The 18,304-nt window shown below is 41.2% G+C and carries 15 protein-coding genes and 1 riboswitch; of the genes, 11 read left to right on the plus strand and 4 right to left on the minus strand.

Annotated elements, in window-relative coordinates:
- Positions 1-56 precede the first annotated feature (56 nt).
- The 6 genes from G575_RS0106375 to G575_RS11655 all read left to right on the plus strand — a co-directional run bounded on the left by G575_RS0106375 (position 57) and on the right by G575_RS11655 (position 8,563).
- Positions 57-467, plus strand: a complete 411-nt coding sequence (locus tag G575_RS0106375) for a peptide deformylase (RefSeq protein WP_027971999.1) — start codon at positions 57-59, stop codon at positions 465-467.
- 317 nt (positions 468-784) lie between these two features.
- Positions 785-1,168, plus strand: a complete 384-nt coding sequence (locus tag G575_RS0106380) for a YybH family protein (RefSeq protein WP_027972000.1) — start codon at positions 785-787, stop codon at positions 1,166-1,168.
- Between the two features lie 176 nt (positions 1,169-1,344).
- On the plus strand, positions 1,345-2,679 hold the full coding sequence (gene trmFO, locus G575_RS0106385) for a methylenetetrahydrofolate--tRNA-(uracil(54)-C(5))-methyltransferase (FADH(2)-oxidizing) TrmFO (RefSeq protein WP_027972001.1): 1,335 nt from the start codon (positions 1,345-1,347) through the stop codon (positions 2,677-2,679).
- A 107-nt stretch (positions 2,680-2,786) separates the two neighbouring features.
- Complete coding sequence (gene relB, locus G575_RS0106390; RefSeq protein ID WP_027972002.1) at positions 2,787-3,020, plus strand: type II toxin-antitoxin system RelB family antitoxin; 234 nt, start codon at positions 2,787-2,789, stop codon at positions 3,018-3,020.
- A complete protein-coding gene (locus G575_RS0106395) occupies positions 3,013-3,291 on the plus strand; it encodes a type II toxin-antitoxin system RelE family toxin (RefSeq protein ID WP_027972003.1) in 279 nt (92 codons plus the stop codon). Before relB ends, G575_RS0106395 begins: the two co-directional genes overlap by 8 nt.
- Before the next feature lie 211 nt (positions 3,292-3,502).
- Entirely contained in the window at positions 3,503-8,563 is a 5,061-nt protein-coding gene (locus G575_RS11655; protein WP_051176960.1) for a MucBP domain-containing protein, read from the plus strand.
- 73 nt (positions 8,564-8,636) lie between these two features.
- Here G575_RS11655 and G575_RS0106405 read toward each other — a convergent pair whose 3' ends face one another.
- Positions 8,637-9,656, minus strand: coding sequence for a helix-turn-helix domain-containing protein (locus tag G575_RS0106405; protein ID WP_027972004.1), 1,020 nt, complete (start codon positions 9,654-9,656; stop codon positions 8,637-8,639).
- A gap of 213 nt (positions 9,657-9,869) precedes the next feature.
- On the opposite strand from G575_RS0106405, the gene G575_RS0106410 reads away from it, so the two are divergent.
- The 4 genes from G575_RS0106410 (at position 9,870) to G575_RS0106425 (ending at position 15,587) form a co-directional block, all read left to right on the plus strand.
- On the plus strand, positions 9,870-10,727 hold the full coding sequence (locus tag G575_RS0106410) for a bifunctional methylenetetrahydrofolate dehydrogenase/methenyltetrahydrofolate cyclohydrolase (protein ID WP_027972005.1): 858 nt from the start codon (positions 9,870-9,872) through the stop codon (positions 10,725-10,727).
- Positions 10,728-10,739: 12 nt separating this feature from the next.
- On the plus strand, positions 10,740-11,423 hold the full coding sequence (gene rnc / locus G575_RS0106415; RefSeq protein WP_027972006.1) for a ribonuclease III: 684 nt from the start codon (positions 10,740-10,742) through the stop codon (positions 11,421-11,423).
- Between the two features lie 52 nt (positions 11,424-11,475).
- Positions 11,476-15,015, plus strand: coding sequence for a chromosome segregation protein SMC (gene smc, locus G575_RS0106420; RefSeq protein WP_027972007.1), 3,540 nt, complete (start codon positions 11,476-11,478; stop codon positions 15,013-15,015).
- An 80-nt stretch (positions 15,016-15,095) separates the two neighbouring features.
- A complete protein-coding gene (locus tag G575_RS0106425) occupies positions 15,096-15,587 on the plus strand; it encodes a DUF1307 domain-containing protein (RefSeq protein ID WP_027972008.1) in 492 nt (163 codons plus the stop codon).
- A gap of 34 nt (positions 15,588-15,621) precedes the next feature.
- Here the strand turns inward: G575_RS0106425 and G575_RS0106430 are convergent, their stop codons facing one another.
- A complete protein-coding gene (locus G575_RS0106430; RefSeq protein WP_027972009.1) occupies positions 15,622-16,179 on the minus strand; it encodes a folate family ECF transporter S component in 558 nt (185 codons plus the stop codon).
- A 48-nt stretch (positions 16,180-16,227) separates the two neighbouring features.
- Positions 16,228-16,318: riboswitch (THF riboswitch) on the minus strand.
- Between the two features lie 129 nt (positions 16,319-16,447).
- On the opposite strand from G575_RS0106430, the gene G575_RS0106435 reads away from it, so the two are divergent.
- The gene (locus G575_RS0106435; RefSeq protein ID WP_037622783.1) at positions 16,448-16,813 is read left to right on the plus strand and encodes a hypothetical protein; all 366 of its coding nucleotides are present in this window, start codon (positions 16,448-16,450) and stop codon (positions 16,811-16,813) included.
- Between the two features lie 632 nt (positions 16,814-17,445).
- On the opposite strand, the gene G575_RS12160 is transcribed toward G575_RS0106435, so the two are convergent.
- Positions 17,446-17,616 (minus strand): hypothetical protein, encoded by a 171-nt coding sequence (locus G575_RS12160; RefSeq protein ID WP_156874726.1) that lies wholly within the window; start codon positions 17,614-17,616, stop codon positions 17,446-17,448.
- A 20-nt stretch (positions 17,617-17,636) separates the two neighbouring features.
- The gene (locus G575_RS0106445; RefSeq protein ID WP_027972011.1) at positions 17,637-18,134 is read right to left on the minus strand and encodes an FHA domain-containing protein; all 498 of its coding nucleotides are present in this window, start codon (positions 18,132-18,134) and stop codon (positions 17,637-17,639) included.
- Positions 18,135-18,304: the final 170 nt, after the last annotated feature.

Consider the following 18,304-nt stretch of genomic DNA (forward strand, 5'->3'; position numbering starts at 1 on the left):
CTCTTTCTAGTAACATTCTTATTCTATCATAAATTTAGATATGTTATAATGACTATATGATTAAAACTATTGTAACAGATACTTTTTTCTTATCTCAGTTTTCACTCAAAGCCACTAAAGACGATCTTTATTTGGCACAAGATTTGCGTGATACCCTAGCTTACCACCGTGAAGCCTGTGTGGGCATGGCTGCCAATATGATTGGCGTTAAAAAGCGTGTTATTATCATTAGTATGGGCTTTGTTGATCTTGTCATGTTCAATCCTGTGCTTTTGCAAAAATCTGGTGCTTACCAGACAGAGGAATCTTGCCTGTCCTTACAAGGAAGCCGACCAACCACGCGCTATCAGGAGATTACTGTTAGCTACCGTGATGAAAAATGGCTAGAAAAAACCTTGACCTTGAAAGATTTTCCTGCTCAAATTGTCCAACATGAGTTGGATCACCTAGAGGGAATTGTGATTTAGTATTGGGCATCTCTATAAACTCCCAAAATTGCGAATTTGGAGTTATGAAAGCCTTGTTAAATCAACATTTTAAATTTTAGAAAATTAATTTTTAGAGGTCCCCTATTGTTTTCGTGAGCAGAAGTAGATTCGTCGACAATCCCTATGCCGCAACTAGCGGAGCTACGCTTGCCTTTGACATAAGGATGGCAAAACTAGGGTGGCCAAGGAAACTTTAGTCGTCACACGACATTATTGTCTGTGTATGCAGAAAGATGTTGTTAATGCGCTAAGAACATCTTTCGTTAAAGCTATTTAGACACATCTAGGAGGAAAGAATGGCAGAAACCATTGAGGCAGTTTTAGACTTATACAGGAAAGCCGTCTTGGACAAGGACCAGGACTTGATGCTCTCCTTGTATTGCGACGATGTCTTGATTTACGATGTAGCTGGGCAATGGTCTCTGTCTGGCAAGCAAGACTTGGCAAAAATGGTTACAGCTTGGTTTCAAGAGATTGGGACAGATAGGGTAGCTGTGGATTTTTCAAATCTAGAAATCCATGAATCCCCAACCTGTGCCTTTGCCTATTTTGATGCTCGATTTTCAAAAATCGGTTTTGAGCAATCTGTCACAGATCGATTCACACTGGGCTTTATTTACGAGAACGGCTGGAAAATCAAGCACCAGCATGCTAGCCATCCATTAAAAATCAGTCATTGATAGTTTACGTAAATTATCTTATATAAAACGATAGGACTACTTTCATCTCCATGAGAGTAGTTTTTGTCTTTTACAGCCATTTTCTGATATACTGGATGAGTATTAAATTTAGAAAGGTTTTGTTTTGGGTCATTCCCAAACAGTAGTCAGATAGTCTGGCTAGAGGTATTAGTTTCATGTCTCAAACCCATATTAATGTTATCGGAGCTGGTTTGGCTGGCTCAGAAGCTGCTTATCAAATTGCCAAGCGTGGCATTCCTGTCAAACTCTACGAGATGCGTGGTGTCAAGCCAACGCCACAGCACAAGACCGATAAGTTTGCGGAGTTGGTTTGTTCTAACTCTTTCCGTGGCGATAGTTTGACCAACGCTGTCGGTCTTCTCAAGGAAGAAATGCGTCGCTTGGATTCCATTATCATGCGGGCTGGTGAGGCTCACCGTGTTCCTGCTGGTGGTGCTATGGCCATGGACCGTGAGAATTTCTCCCAAGCGGTCACAGATGAAATCCACAACCACCCACTGATTGAGGTCATCCGTGGTGAGATTACGGACATTCCTGAAGATGCTATTACAGTTATTGCGACGGGGCCTTTGACGTCTGACGCCTTGGCGGAGAAGATTCACGCACTGAATGGTGGCGACGGTTTTTATTTCTACGATGCGGCAGCACCGATTGTGGACAGCTCGACCATTAACATGGATTTGGTCTATCTCAAGTCCCGTTATGATAAGGGAGAGGCTGCCTATCTCAATGCTCCGATGAACAAGGAGCAGTTTACCGCTTTCTATGAAGCTTTGATTTCAGCCGAGGAAGCACCGCTTAATTCCTTTGAAAAAGAAAAATACTTTGAAGGCTGTATGCCCATTGAAGTCATGGCAAAACGTGGCATTAAAACCATGTTATATGGCCCGATGAAGCCAGTTGGTCTGGAATATCCAGAAGATTACAAGGGACCTCGTGACGGCGAATACAAGACACCCTATGCTGTTGTCCAGCTCCGTCAGGATAATGCAGCTGGCAGCCTCTACAACATCGTAGGCTTCCAAACCCATCTCAAGTGGGGTGAGCAGAAGCGGGTCTTCCAGATGATTCCAGGACTTGAAAATGCTGAGTTTGTTCGTTATGGTGTTATGCACCGCAATTCCTACATGGATTCGCCAAACTTATTGGAACAGACCTTTGCCACCAAGAAAAATCCAAATCTGTTCTTTGCAGGTCAAATGACAGGAGTGGAAGGCTATGTCGAGTCTGCCGCCTCTGGTTTAGTGGCCGGTATCAATGCTGTTCGCCGTTTCCGTGGCGAAGCCCCAGTCATCTTCCCACAGACCACAGCCATCGGTGCTCTGCCATTCTACATCACCCACACCGAAAGCAAGCACTTCCAGCCTATGAATGTCAACTTTGGCATCATTAAGGAGCTGGACGGACCGCGGATCCGTGACAAGAAGGAGCGTTATGAAGCAATAGCAGAGCGTTCCCTCAAGGACTTGGAGGAGTTTTTGGCTTACTAAGATATTTAGACTATCATCAGACACCTTCGGGTGTCTTTTTGCTAATATTGACATTTTGGGGAGTTCAGGTTATACTGTTTACAGAGTAAACATTCGGAGGTGTCAATATGCATACTCTTTCAAAACCTATTGCAGTGCGATTTGATGAAGATTTGGTCCAGTTGATTGAAGAAGTGTCTGCTGGTCAGCACATGACCAAGACGGACTTTATTCGAGAAGCTGTTTTAGAGAAATTAGAAGATATGTACGATCTTGCCAAGGCAGAAAAAACCTACAAAGAGTGGGTTGACAGCGGTAAGAAAACCTATAGTCACGAAGAAATGATGAAGCGCTATGGCTAAGTATCGCGTGGACTATGCCCCAAGTTTTTTTGAAGATATGGATAAGCTCGACAAGGGAACCAGTCGGCAAATTGCCAGGTGGATTGATAAGCATCTGGTGGATGTGGATTTTCCACGTTCTCCTGGAAAGTATCTGACGGGCGATTTAGCTGGCTATGTCCGCTTTCGTGTCGGAAACTATCGTATCATTGCTGTCGTTGACGAAGGAGAACTGGTCTTGCTCAATCTCCATGTCGGACATCGCTCCAATATTTATAAGAAGTTGAAATGAGAGAATTTCCTCCCAGACACCTTGAGGTGTCTTTTCGTTTTCTCAAAAATATCTGGTGAGGGAAGCAGATATTCATCACTTTTTCTAAAATCATTTGACCTGTAAAATAATGCTACTAATTCGATTTAATTAGTTGAGAAATGGCGGAAAAATGCTATAATTAAAACGTTGTACATTTTTTATGTATGTGATAAATTGAGGAGTATTTAAAATGCTAGATAAATCAAAAATCAAACTTAGTCGTCAGCGAAGCATGTTTTCAGAAAAACGTTTTCGCTACTCTATTCGTAAGTTTAACGTAGGCGTTGCATCCGTTGCGATTGCGGCTTTTATGTTGCTTGGAAATGGCGCTGTCGCTAAAGCTGACAGCACGCTTTCAGAAGCTTCTCCTGAAGTGGCTTCATCTGCTCTAGAGCGTAGTGCCACCATCAACTACATTGTACAGTATGTCTTAGAAGATGGGACTTTGGTCAATGCTTCCCTTGCAAATGTGACGGTCACGACACAGGATGCTGTCGCAAAGACAACGGTTACGGTTACCGCTGACCTGCCAGAAGGGTATGAGTTAGCAGCTGGTCAAGAAGCTACGCTTACGCAAGAAGTGACTGAAAATGCTGAAAATATTGTCACCATTAAGGTTGCTAAGAAAGCTGAAGTTGCAGTAGCAAGTACAGAAGCTGTCACATCAGAAGTTTCTACACCATCAGCTACAGCAGAGACAACTGTCGCAAGCGCACCAGAAACGGTTGAAGAAGCTAAAACAGTTCTTGAACAAGTTATCTCTGAAGCAGAGGTGTTAGCAAACGAAGCAGAGCGTTTAGAGGCGCTTGATAATGCAGAAAATCCGAGTTTGACAGTGGCTGCTGTGTCTACAAAACTTGCTGTAACAGACGCTACAGCGACGCTAAATGATGCCGTGGCAACACTTGGACAGGTCAACGCACAGATTGATGCAATCCGCACAAATGTGGCAGCACTTGCATTGGAATTGCGTAAGTTTTACCCAAATGGTGATATTGTTGCTTTACTAAACACTTCTACATCAACTACAGCAACATCATCACTTGATGTTAATAACCCTAACTCAATATACTACGCTCAACATGGTGAGTGGTATATTCCAGACCCAGTTAAAGCTGCCAATTCAGGTCTTCCTGTAGGAGATCAGCCTGCAACGATTACGGAAGCTGTAAAAACTTTACCAGATGGTTATATCGGAGATCAAGATGCCAACCGTGATACATTCTTAATTTTGAATCTTGATACCAAGGATGGTTATGGTGATGGTAACAACTTCAATGACTGGGTAGGAAAAAATTACTACGTTGTTTTCTCTGTATCAACGATAGCTTCTGAACGTGAAGCTAATGATGTTGTCTATGCTAAGTTAGTAGAAAAAACAACTACTGGTAGTACCGTTGTTAATACAATTACGTTAACACCAGGTGTGTCAAATACATTTACTGAGTTAAGAGTCCTTGAGGGAAATGCAACACGCAACACAACTTATGGTTTCACTTATAATGTTCAAACTGTAAATGGTGGGACTACTCGAACACTTACTATTAATAACACTAACGGAAATAATAAAAATACCTTCCTGTATAATAAATTAGAGCCGAATCGTGTTGGTGAAGAATTCACAATTGCAACTGCAAATGTAACAGGCTCAACAACGCAAACGACTACCCATTACGTTAAAGAAAATGAAGCGACCGAACGTCCGCGTGAGATGCTAGCTAAATATACTCAAACGGATGGATTGATTGGTGATAATTTCCATATTGCTGGCGCTCTAGATTTTAATAACTATGAGCTTCTCGCAACTGAATTGCCAAGTGTTACATCAGGGACTCTTAAGTCTGACTATGTCGTAGGTACTCAAACGCTTCAATTACGACCTAACGGAAATGAAGCACGTTTAATAACCATTACTGATTTGGACGGATCGGTTCAACAACAAATTTATATGTTGGATCCAAATAATCCAGACTGGGCAAAATTCTATAAGGCAAACATTAATAATGCGACACTTTCAGATTTGAAAGATTATTTCAAACTAATGTTCACATCTGAGGTACTTGTGCCAGGTGCATATAACACCAAGGAAGGCACTTTCTCAGAGAAGTTTTATGAGGCAAGTAAGTTAGTTCTTGAAAGCACAGTTGTACAAGTTATGGATGTCAACGGTGATGTTCTTGGTACATTGAGCGATGACAAGTCAACGATTACAACCAAACATGGTGCAACTCTTCCTGTTGCTAGCACAACTGACAGTATGGTTACAGGAGCTGATGGTACTATTTACCTGATTAATTATCATAAGATTTATAAAACAGATTCTGCGGGTAACTATGTAGATGCTAATGGTAACGTCCTTACTCCAATTATTTGGGATGTGGCAACGCCAAGCAATCCATTTGTTCCAGGTATATATGGACCAAGCGTTTCAGGTACAGATACTGTTACAATTTCTACAGGTCCTCTAACAGCAACTACTTATCCGGAAGCTATTTGGTACTTTGGATATAACTATAAAACTTCTTCAACAGAAACTCGTTTGAAGGATGGAGAAACAGATTCTCGTTGGGATCTTGGTGGTACAGAGCTTGGTATGCGTAATACCAACGCTAAGAATGAACAACACGCTCGCTATTGGTATGTCGAAAAAGGTGGCGTAGAAGTCTACTACATTGATACTGATGGAAATGTGTTCACCAATTTCACAGCTCCTGATAACACTACAGTTACAGATAAAGTTACTCTTGTGGGTCACGGAGATACTGATTCAGCCTACGATACGACAACTGTTCGCTATGAGAAAATCACTGCTGCGGATGGAACAGTCTACTGGTATAAAGCAATTGATACGACGACTGCCAACCTTCACCCAGTTGTGAACGATACAACTGATACTGACTATCGTGCAAACGAAAAAATTGAAGCAGAAACAGGAAAAATTGCTACGGATACCGTTAAGCAAATAACCTACGTCTACGAAAAAGCTGGTAGCGTCATCGTTCACTACGTAGACCAAGACGGCAATCCACTTGAAGGTATCACGGATGCTGGTGCGACAACTGCAAGTACGGTTACAGATACAGACAATGGCCAAGCAGGATCTACCTATGATACTAAAGATCTGAAACCAAATACGATTACTACAGCAGATGGCAAGATTTATCGTCTTGTTCCTGCGGCTACTAAAGGTGATGAGACTGGAACAGTTGTTTCAGGTGAGACCAAGGAAGTGACTTATGTCTACCAATTGGTTAAAGGTGATGTCATTGTTCATTATGTTGATACTGATGGTAACACCATTGCAGACACGGTAACAGACCAGACAGTTATCGAAACAGGGACAGACTACAATACGACTGACAACAAGCCTGAGAAGATTGTCAATGACACTACAGGCGATGTTTACTACATCCTGCCAACAGGGTCTGAAATCCAAGCAGGCTCTGCAGCTGAGACTGGTAAGGTTGTTGAAGGCACGACAGAAGTGACCTATGTTTACCAAAAAGCTGGTAATGTCAAAGTCAACTACACCCTAGCAGATGGCACAGTTATCAAGGATCCTGTATTTGATGAGACCAATCAAAAACCAGGTTATGGCTACAATACAACCGATAACAAGCCAGAAACGATTACCACTACTGATGGTAAGGTTTATCGCCTTGTACCAACGGCAACTGTTGGAAATGAAACAGGTGATGTCGAATCAGGTAAGACGATCGAAGTAACTTACATCTACGAAGAAGTGAAATCTGATGTTGTGGTGGAATACTACGATACATTAGGAAATACCATTGCTAAGACAGTGACTGATACCGACGATGCTTCAGTAGGTACCGTCTACAACACTGATGAAGACAACCGTCCAGATACCATCACGACAGATGCTGGTGTGGTTTACTACTACAAGGAAGTCAAAGATACTTCTGCATCAACGACTGGTAAAGTAGCAGAAACAACGACAACTGTTCAGTATGTCTATGAAAAAGCTGGCTCTGTAACGGTTAACTACGTGACCACAAACGGTATTGTGATCAAGACTCCTGTCAAGGATGAGGAAAACGCTAAGCCAGGTTCACCATACGATACGACCGATAACAAGCCAAACACCATCACCACTGAAGATGGTAAGACTTACCGCCTTGTACCAAACAAGACCACAGGTGAGGAAAATGGTACTATCACTTCAGGCCAAGACAAGCAAGTGACCTATGTCTATGAAGAAGTCAAGGGTGATGTTGTCGTTGAGTACTACGATACTAAGGGTAATCTGATTAGCGGTCTTTCTGAAACAGGAGTGGTCATTGACTCTACAGAAGTTGATACTCCACTTTCATCAACAGGCACAGCCTACAATACAGACGAAGACAACCGTCCAAGCACTATTACAACAGCAGATGGAAAAGTTTACTACTACAAGGCAGTCAAAGACACTTCTGCGGCAACGACTGGGCAGGTGGTAGAAGGTACAACGACTGTTCAGTATGTTTACGAAGAAGCTGGTAATGTAGTGATCAACTACATCACTGAAGACGGTACAGTCATCAAGACCCCTGTTAATGATGAGACAAACGTACCAGCAGGTAAGTCTTATGACACGACTGATAACAAGCCAAACACCATCACCACAGCTGATGGAACAGTTTATGAATTGATTCCATCTGCAACCATTGGTAATGAGAATGGCTCAGTTGAATCTGGTCAGACAACTCAAGTGACCTATGTCTACCGTAAAGTTGTGACGCCAAATCATAAGACGGTCACAAACCACGTCGATGAAAATGGCAACCCAATTGCGCCACAAGAAGAGGGAAGCACACCGAATAAATCCATCCCAGGTTATGAGTTTACTGGTAAAACCATAACAGATAAAGATGGTAATGTGACGCACATCTACCGTAAAGTTGTGACGCCAAATCATAAGACGGTCACAAACCACGTCGATGAAAATGGCAACCCAATTGCGCCACAAGAAGAGGGAAGCACACCGAATAAATCCATCCCAGGTTATGAGTTTACTGGTAAAACCATAACAGATAAAGATGGTAATGTGACGCATATTTACCGTAAAGTTACCGGTACTGTGACTCCTAAAGTTCCTGGAGAACAAGGAGGAACCGTGACGCAAACAGGTCATCAGGCTGAAGAACTTCCAAATACTGGTGAAGAACATTCTGTTATCAGTGCTCTTGGTTTGGCAATGGTAGCAGCAGCCTTCGGTATGTCGGCAAAACGTCGCCGTGATGAAGAATAATTTCAAAATGTCTTCTAAAAATGACTGAAGAAAATCCCCTAAAAGCATTAGCTTTTAGGGGATTTTTTAATCGTCAGGACAGCTGGTCAATGGCTGCTTTGATGCGGTCAATTTGCTTGCCAAAGCGTAGGTTCCAGTCATCACGCATGATGTCGAGGCATTTTTGATAGGCTTTTATAGCTTGTTTTCTTTCCCCTAGTCGGAGATGACAAATCGCGATTGACTCATGAAAATCGGTGTAACGAGGCTTGTCCTTTGCCTCAAAGGCTCTTTGCCAAAGGGGAATAGCTAAGCGGTAAGCGTCATTTTTACAAAATTGATTAGCAACAGCATAAAGGACACGCCAATCATTAGGAAACTGATCAGCTAGCAAGAGGTACTTATCCTGAACTGTAAGAAAACCAGCTGTTTTCTCTTCAATTAAGATGGCGTAGAAATGGTTAAGATTATCTGGATTGTGCTTGATAGCCTCTTCCAGGGTCTTTTTAGCCTCAGAAAGCCTTCCGTCAGCTAACAAATTATCCAATAGATATAAGTAAATACGCTTGTTTTCAGGACTTGCTTTAAGCACTTTTTGATAGTAATCAATCAGCTCATGATGGCCACCGGTGTCCCAGTCGTAGATAGCGCCTTGTGATGCATTATTGATGATGTTGATGTCAAACTTTGAATTTGGTTGCAAATCTAGAGCTTTTTTGGCATAAGTGACAGCCAATTCTTGCAACTGTTTGGCTTGAGAGTGATACAAAAATCCCAATTCACTAATGGCTCGATAATTGAGAGGATTTTGGTGAATTTCATCGTGTAGAAAGCTTTCAAATCTCTGAAACTCATTATATGATAATGGATAACCAGACTCTAGTTGATTTGATATTTTATCGTACATCTTGTCTTTGGTATAGTCAAAAAGCTCATCAATGCTGACGCCAAATACTGTGGCCAAATCAGGTAAGAGGTTAATATCTGGGAAAGCAGCATTTGTCTCCCATTTAGATATTGCTTGATTTGACAACCCTAGTTTATCAGCCAATTGTGTTTGATTAAGACCACAAGAAAGACGAAGTTTTCTGATTTTTTCTCCAATGGTTTGCATAGTTGCCTCCTATTTTAACTAATCTCATCAGGGATCCTTGATAATCTTATTATAAGATGAGTTATATCGAAAAACAATCGAAAATTTAGGGATAAAGGTAGCAGTTTGGTTGGAAAAACTGTTTTTTCTAGGTCATCTCTTCATCCTTGTTGGCAGATGAAATTCTTTCTCATTTTTGATATAATATAAGCATTATATGCTCAGGAGGGACTTATGGCGACAGTGATGGATGGGAAAGGTTTAGCTCAGCAGATGCAAGCAGAGCTGGCAGAAAAAGTTAAGGGATTAAAAGAAAAACATGGTATTGTACCAGGCCTAGTTGTCCTTTTAGTTGGCGACAATCCTGCTAGCCAAGTTTACGTGCGTAATAAGGAACGCGCAGCCTTGGCAGCTGGCTTTCTCAGTCAAACGGTTCGTTTACCAGAAGATACCTCTGAAGCAGAGCTTTTATCCCTCATCGAAACTTATAATCAAGATAGTCACTATCATGGGATTTTGGTTCAGCTTCCCTTGCCTGAACATATTGATGAGCAAAAGGTACTTTTAGCGATTGCACCTGAGAAGGACGTGGATGGCTTTCATCCGACCAATATGGGCAATCTCTGGTCTGGTAATGCTGTCATGGTGCCTTGTACACCAGCAGGCATTATGAAGATGTTTGACGCCTATCAGATTGAATTGGAAGGTAAGGTAGCAGTTGTTATTGGTCGCAGCAATATTGTGGGCAAGCCAATGGCTCATCTCCTGTTAGAGAAAAATGCAACGGTTACACTGACGCATTCACGAACCAAGGATTTGGCTGGAGTGGCTAAGCAAGCAGATATCTTAGTGGTTGCAATTGGTCGTGGACACTTTGTCACAAAAGATTTTGTCAAAGAAGGTGCAGTTGTTATTGATGTGGGCATGAACCGTGATAGTAATGGAAAGCTGATTGGTGATGTCGCTTACGATGAAGTAGCAGAAATAGCCAGTTATATCACGCCAGTCCCAGGCGGTGTTGGTCCAATGACCATTACCATGCTACTAGAACAGACCTATGATTCAGCTCTTCGCAGTTTGTCCCAAAAATGATGAAAAGAGATTATGGAAAAACTAGAATTATTATTGCAGGAGCGTTTTGCGATTGTTTTTGACAATAAAGCAGTCTTAGAGACAGCTTTCACCCATACCAGTTATGCCAACGAACATAAGGATTTGGAAACGACACATAACGAACGGTTAGAATTTTTGGGAGATGCTGCCTTGCAATTGACCATTTCACGCTACCTTTATCAAAAATACCCTGATATGCCAGAAGGGGACATGTCTAAAATGCGCGCAACGATTGTTCGTGAGGAGTCTTTAGCAGGCTTTTCGCGTCAGTGTGGTTTTGATCAGCACATTAAGTTAGGAAAAGGTGAGGAAAAGAACGGTGGAAGGCGACGCCCAGCCATTTTAGGGGATCTTTTCGAGGCTTTTTTAGGCGCTCTGCTCTTGGATAAGGGGATTGGTGCTGTTGAAGAATTTCTCAAAACCGTCATGATTCCTCAAGTGGAGAAGGGGAATTATGAGAGGGTCAAAGATTATAAAACAGCCCTTCAAGAGCTGCTACAGGTTAATGGCGATGTGGTGATTTCGTATCATGTTATCAAAGAAGTAGGCCCTGCTCACGACAAAACCTTTGAAATGGAAGTCTTGGTTAATGGGGAGAGCCTTAGCCGAGGGGTTGGAAAATCAAAGAAAATTGCAGAGCAAGAAGCAGCAAAGGCTGCGCTTGAAAAGCTCTAACCAGTGTTTATAAAGGCATACATTTTATAAACAAAGAATTATTGAGGAAGTTATGTTTCTAAAACAGATTGAAATGCAGGGCTTTAAGTCGTTTGCTGATAGGACCAAGGTTGAATTTGACCGAGGCGTTACAGCAGTTGTAGGACCAAATGGCTCTGGTAAATCTAATATTACAGAAAGCCTGCGTTGGGCATTGGGAGAGTCTTCTGCTAAGAGTCTTCGTGGCGGTAAGATGCCAGATGTCATCTTTGCAGGTACTCAAAATCGAAAACCGCTCAACTTTGCTCAGGTGACCGTTATTTTAGACAATAGCGATGGATTTCTTGAAGGTAAAGGTCCAGAAATCAGAGTAGAGCGTCAGATTTACCGAAATGGTGATAGTGAATACCTAATCGATGGTAAAAAGGTCCGCATGAAAGACATTCATGACCTTTTTATGGACACTGGTTTGGGAAGAGATTCTTTTTCGATCATTTCCCAAGGTCGTGTAGAATCGATTTTCAATTCAAAGCCTGAGGAGCGACGTGCCATCTTTGAGGAAGCTGCTGGTGTCTTAAAGTATAAGTCGCGTAAGAAGGAGACCGAAGCCAAACTCAGCCAAACACAGGATAATCTAGACCGTTTGGAAGATATTATCTATGAGCTAGACCACCAGATTAAACCATTGGAAAAGCAAGCTGAAGTTGCTAAACGCTTTATGGTTCTGGAAGAGGAGCGCCGAGGCTTACATCTGGATATTTTGGTGGCAGACATCCACTCTTATAAGGAAAAATGGCAGAGCAAAGAGGCTGCTTTAGAGCAGACTAAGAAGGAGCTCTCAGCCTACTACCAACAGCGGGAGCACTTAGAGGAGCAAAACCAAGAGCTCAAAGAGAGACGCCATCAGCTCAATGAAGAGCAAGCGAAAAAACAAGCAGAACTCATGGATTTGACACGCTTGCAAGCTGATTTAGAACGTCAAATTGACCTGCTAAAATTAGAGTCCAGCCAAAAGGAAGAAAAAAAAGCTGATGCTAGTGCTCGCTTGTCTCAGCTGGTCAGCGATCAGGAGAGCCTAGCCTTATCTCAGGCAGAAAAAGAAAAACGGCTCAAGGAACTTGCTGAGCACTTAGAGGCTTCTAGATTACAAATGGCAAATCTAGAAGAACAGCTGGAAAAATTTTCAACGAGCCCTGACCAAATTATCGAAAACCTCCGTGAGGACTTTGTCAAACTCATGGAGAAAGAGGCCGATTTATCTAACCATTTGACAGCGGTTCAGGCTGAAATTGATAACAATCAACAGCTCAACGAAAGCCGCTCTGCTGAGTTAGTGCAGTTATTAGCTGAAAAAGAGACGCTTGAAGTCAGTCTTAAAAAGGAAAAAAGTGCTCATCAAGAGGCGGTAAAAGCTGTCAAGGATTTATTGGTAGATTACCAGAGATACTCTGACCAATTGTCGGTTGATCAAAAAACTTACGAGACTGAACAAGGGATTATGTTTGACTTGCTTGATCAGGTGAAAAATAAAGAGGCAAGGCAAAATAGCCTTTTGGCCATCCAAAAAAATCATAGCAACTTTTTTGCAGGTGTTAAAGCGATTTTGCAAAATGCTGACCAAGTTGGCGGTATTATCGGGGCGGTTAGTGAGCATCTAACCTTTGATACCTCTTATCAAACTGCTCTCGAGATTGCTCTTGGAGGTGCTAGTCAGCACATTATTGTGGAGGATGAAGCTGCCGCTAAGAGGGGGATTGACTTCTTGAAGGCTAACCGTCTGGGGCGTGCGACCTTTTTACCTTTGACGACCATTAAGTCTCGTGAGGTGCCAACCAACTATCGCATGAAGCTAGAAGCTGCTCCAGGTTTTATAGGCTTTGCGAGTGATTTGGTGATTGCTAATCCGCGATTGGCTCATATCTTTGGCAATCTTCTAGGGACTATTGCTATTTTTGAGCATATCGATAAGGCAAACCAAGCGGCACGTCAAGTCAATTTTCAGGTGCGTATGGTAACCCTTGACGGCTCTGAAATCCGACCAGGAGGAGCCTTTGCAGGAGGTTCTCAGCGACAAAATACCACCACTTTCATTCAACCAGAACTTGATGCCTTGGCTAGTGAGCTCTCAGAGTTGCATGATCAGTTACGTCTACAAGAGCAAAAAGTGGCACAAAGCCAAAAAGACTTGAAGGCGACTGAAGTGAGGCTGAATAGTATTAAAGAAGCTGGAGAAGAAGCACGCTTATCCGAGCAAAAACGTCATTTTGCCTACGAACAAGTGGCGGAGCGTTTTGATCAAGTTGAACAGCTCTGCAAACTCCTTAGGGAACAAGCAGATCAGACAGGCCAAAAAGAGTTATTTGAGCGTAAGGAACACTTAGAAGCTCAGCTATTGACCCTATCAAAGGACAAGGAACAGGTATCTGATAACTTAGTCAAAATCAAGGAAAATAAGGACAGTATCACTGCCAAAGTCCAAGAGCTAAGAGAAGACTTGTCTCACTGTCGTTTAGACGAGCGGGAAAAATTAAGTGAGATTCGCTTTGAAGAGACGGACCTTAATCGCCTAAAAACAGAGCAGTCCAATCTCGAAAAGGAAATTCGCTCGCTGTCACACTGGTTATCAAGTGACCTGTCTGAGGTTGAAGTGGCTCAATTGCCAATTTTAGAAGAGCAACTAGCTGAAAGCAGTAGTCGTCAAACAGAAACCGAACAAGCTCTTGTACGGTTACGCTTTGAGTTAGAAGATTGCGAAGGTAGTCTGGAAGATTTGGAAGAACAGCTTCAAAAAGCTAGTCACAAAAATGAAGGGCTGATTCGTCAGCAGGCACATTTAGAAGCTGAATTGGAAAATCTTGGGGAAAAATTGCAAAGCTTTGCTCGTAGTCTCTCAGAAGATTATCAAATCAGTTTTGACGAAGCCAAAGCTCAAGCGCATCTACTTGATAATATTGAGCATTCACGTCAGCTATTAACGGATTTGAACCGTCAAATCAAAGCGCTTGGGCCAGTTAATCTAGACGCGATTGCCCAATATGATGACGTGTCAGAGCGTCTGACCTTCCTTAGCGGGCAAAAAGCGGATTTAGATACGGCTAAAAATCTTCTCCTAGAGACAATTCATGATATGGATGATGAAGTTAAGGCGCGTTTCAAGGCTAGCTTCGAAGCTATTCGAGATTCTTTCAAACAAACTTTTACTCAGATGTTTGGTGGCGGTTCTGCTGATTTAATCTTGACAGAGGGTGACCTTTTAACCGCAGGCGTTGAGATTTCGGTTCAGCCTCCTGGTAAGAAAATCCAATCGCTCAACCTCATGTCAGGTGGTGAAAAGGCACTCTCGGCTCTCGCTCTGCTATTTTCCATTATCCGCGTCAAGACCATTCCTTTTGTCATTTTGGACGAGGTAGAGGCGGCCTTGGATGAGGCTAATGTCAAGCGTTTTGGAGATTATCTCAATCGTTTTGACAAGGATAGTCAGTTTATCGTGGTCACTCATCGTAAGGGCACAATGGCGGCAGCGGATTCTATTTATGGAGTTACCATGCAGGAATCTGGTGTTTCAAAAATTGTATCGGTTAAATTGAAAGAGGCCGAAACTTTAGTCAATTAGCTTCTTATGTGGTGGCAGAACCATTTGTAGTATTGCTATTTCATGATGACAATGATACAATAAATAGGGAGGAAAAATAAATGAAAAAGAAACGTTTTAGTTTAGCACTGATGATGGTGGCCCTTTTGTCTCTCATATTAGTTGCTTGTGGTGGGAAAAAGGAAATTTCTAAGCGTTATTTCCAATTACAGACATCTGGTACTGATGTTCGTTTGGTCTATTATTATGAGAAAGATACCAATAAAGTGGTCAAACAAACCACAGATACTAAGATAGTCTATGCAGATGCTGGAACTGATCGAGAGACAGTTAAGGCAACGGTTGAGCCACTCGCTGAGGCCTATAAAAATGTCACTGGTGTTGAGCATTCTATTGATTATGGTGAAACGGTACTGACAGAACATGTAACCATTGATTATTCTAAGGCAAACCTAAAAGAAATAGGACCTTTGATTGGTGTGGACACCACATCTAATAATATTAATTACATCGGCATGAAGGAATCTGCAGAGATGTTGCTAACAAGAAAGTTCACTGAAGTAAAAGATGGAAAATTTAAAGCATTGAAATAATGATAAAACGAGCCCGGGATGAAGGCTCGTTTTCTTATTTTTTAGATAATCCCATAAGTTTGCGTAACTCTGGAATGCGTTGAAGTTGAGGAATAATTAGCATCGTTCCCATCACTTGGAGAGTGATTTCAAAGGGTGCTTTTATCAGTCGAGTAGTATATAGGACCTCCAAAGGAGTTCCCCAGCTAGTATGCAGGACTACTGGTGTTAGACCAAAGGAAATAACAAGTTGGAGAAGGAGTACGACTGCTCCAACATAAAACCAGTCTTTTTTATCTTGACTATCCAAAGGTTTTTGGTAGTAAAACCAACCGTAGATGAGTCCTTTAACAGCTTCGATAAGGACAAAACCAATTAAAAATTGGCTGGTGTTCATGGTATTGCCAATCACGTCAGCTCCGATTGAGGCAATGCCCCCCCAGACTGGACCAGCAATAGCTCCCAAAATCGCGTAAGGAATGAAGGTAAACTGGAACTGTAAAGAATCAGAGAATTTCAGAGTGAAATAATTTTCGACAATGATTAGTAAGGCTAGAACAGCTGCAATAGCTGCTAGTCGTTGTAGGGTAAGTTTAGGTAGTTTATGTGTCATAAAAGGCTCCTTTTTAAAATTGGAGCTGTTAGTTCAGGTAAACCTGATAACAGCGGATGCAATGATTTACCGCGCCTAAGGCTTCGTTGTGTGACAACATCCCATTCACACACACTTAACGCAAATCATCTACTATGTGTAAGAAAACTTACCCATCTATTGTATCATAAATTATCAAAGTTATTTTCAGTAAATGAGGTTTTTATATGGAAATTTTAAGCTTGGCTTGTTATACTGGAATAAATTAGAAAATCAAAAAGGAACGATCATGACACGATTGATTAGAAAATATCCCGAACAAGCCTTTCTTTTCCTCTTTAACACAGGCATTTTTACCTACCTTCAAGTGTTGAACCGTCAATTAGCAGAAATAACAGGATTTTCAGGGATTGATTTATCAGCTTACTTACCCGAATGGTTGAGTCATTTTATCGGCAGTAGCTTGGAACAAGTGTCTAGCTTTATGTCGCAATCGGCTTGGTCTTGGTTAATCATCTCCCTCATCCTAGCTCTCCTTATCCGATTTGTCAAAGGTGTTATAAAATTCATTCTCTTCCTCCTTATTGTAGGAGGAGGCCTCTACCTAGTTTGGCAGAATCAGGAAATCCTTCACTCCTTAGTGATAAAATCATAAAGAGAATCAGCCTTGTGCTGATTGAGATTGAAGAAAAAGTCAATTTTCTTCAATCTTTTTTCTTTGTGATAACACTTAAAAACTTTTAGAACTATTGAACAATCAAGGTTTCTAAGAGTTTAACATATGATCAGTTCACGTAAACCTGTCCAAATTTTGCTGGTTTAAAGGCGTTTGTCTACATTTTGAATCAGCCTTGTGCTGATTTTTTTTGGTCTAAGAGAGTTTTCTAGACCGAACTCCTTATTACGAGGTGACATACACATTTAGAATTGCTTGTTTTATGGTTGAATTGACATGATTTTAGACTAGTGATAGTGGGCGTTATCGTCTCATTGTCTGCTTCCCCTTTATAAGTGCCTACGTACAGATCAATATTGTCAGATTTCTCCCAGTCTACCTTTCATTATTTTTTCTTCAGAGTCATAGAATCGAACCTTGCTAGGAATATAGGCACCTTCTGTAATTTTCTCTTCCTCAACTGAAGATTCAGTACTTTCTGTGACCTTGCTCTATATGATCTCACTTTCCGTTGAAGTAAAGATGATTGATGCTGGCATGTGGCCAATACGAATCTGCAGAATAGCAGGGAAAGTAAGTAAAGAACTTCTTCATATAAGTCTCTAAAGCTATTATAATTTTTCGCGCTTATTACTATTTGTGGCATTTTGCTTAGCTTGATTACGTTTATTTTTATAAGAATCTTCTAGACGATTTGTCGTTTTCATCAAAAAACGTTTTAAAACATTGGCACCGATAATCAATCCGATAACAAGAATTACATAAAGTGTTTCTGCATTCATTTTAAATCTCCTAAATCATTTTATTTTGTTGTATGGTATTGGATGACGTGACGTTCAACCATTGCATTGTTATCAAGTTTTCTGATAGCTCGCTCGACTTGAGTTAATAAAACATTATAAGAATTCGCTATATTAATCTTGTCGCAATTATATGTGTTAGTTATAGATAAAGTATATAATCTTTCTCCATTCTTAATTTTGGATTCTAAAAGAACGAGAACATAGCTTTCCTTGACAATAATATTATTGGTTATTTTGAAAACAGCCTCTCTATCATTTGATATCTTGATCATCTGTATATGGTTGTCTTTGAAGTTATTCGTGTCTAATACAGCCAGTATCTCCTCAACAGAACCAATCTTATTTGAAAAGAAGCAATGCTCCTGAGATAGAAATATGTTATCTCGTGATTCAATAGCGCCTACTCTAAGTAATTCATCTTGGCGTTTTCCCATGAAAAAATTACGGGTATAATAGACGATAAGACCGATAATGCAAGCAATGATGATTTTTTCCATATAATTCCTCCTTTCACATTATATTAGATTCCCCATAGCAAAACTTAGAAGTTCATCCCCTTATTCAATCATCATATAGCTTAACGAGTAAACTTTTTAATTCGAGACAGTAGCTGACGATTTCCCTTGTAGGAAGAAATGTAATATATCAACTAAACTAGCATTCTAAT

This window comes from Streptococcus plurextorum DSM 22810, assembly GCF_000423745.1.
Lineage (GTDB): Bacteria > Bacillota > Bacilli > Lactobacillales > Streptococcaceae > Streptococcus > Streptococcus plurextorum.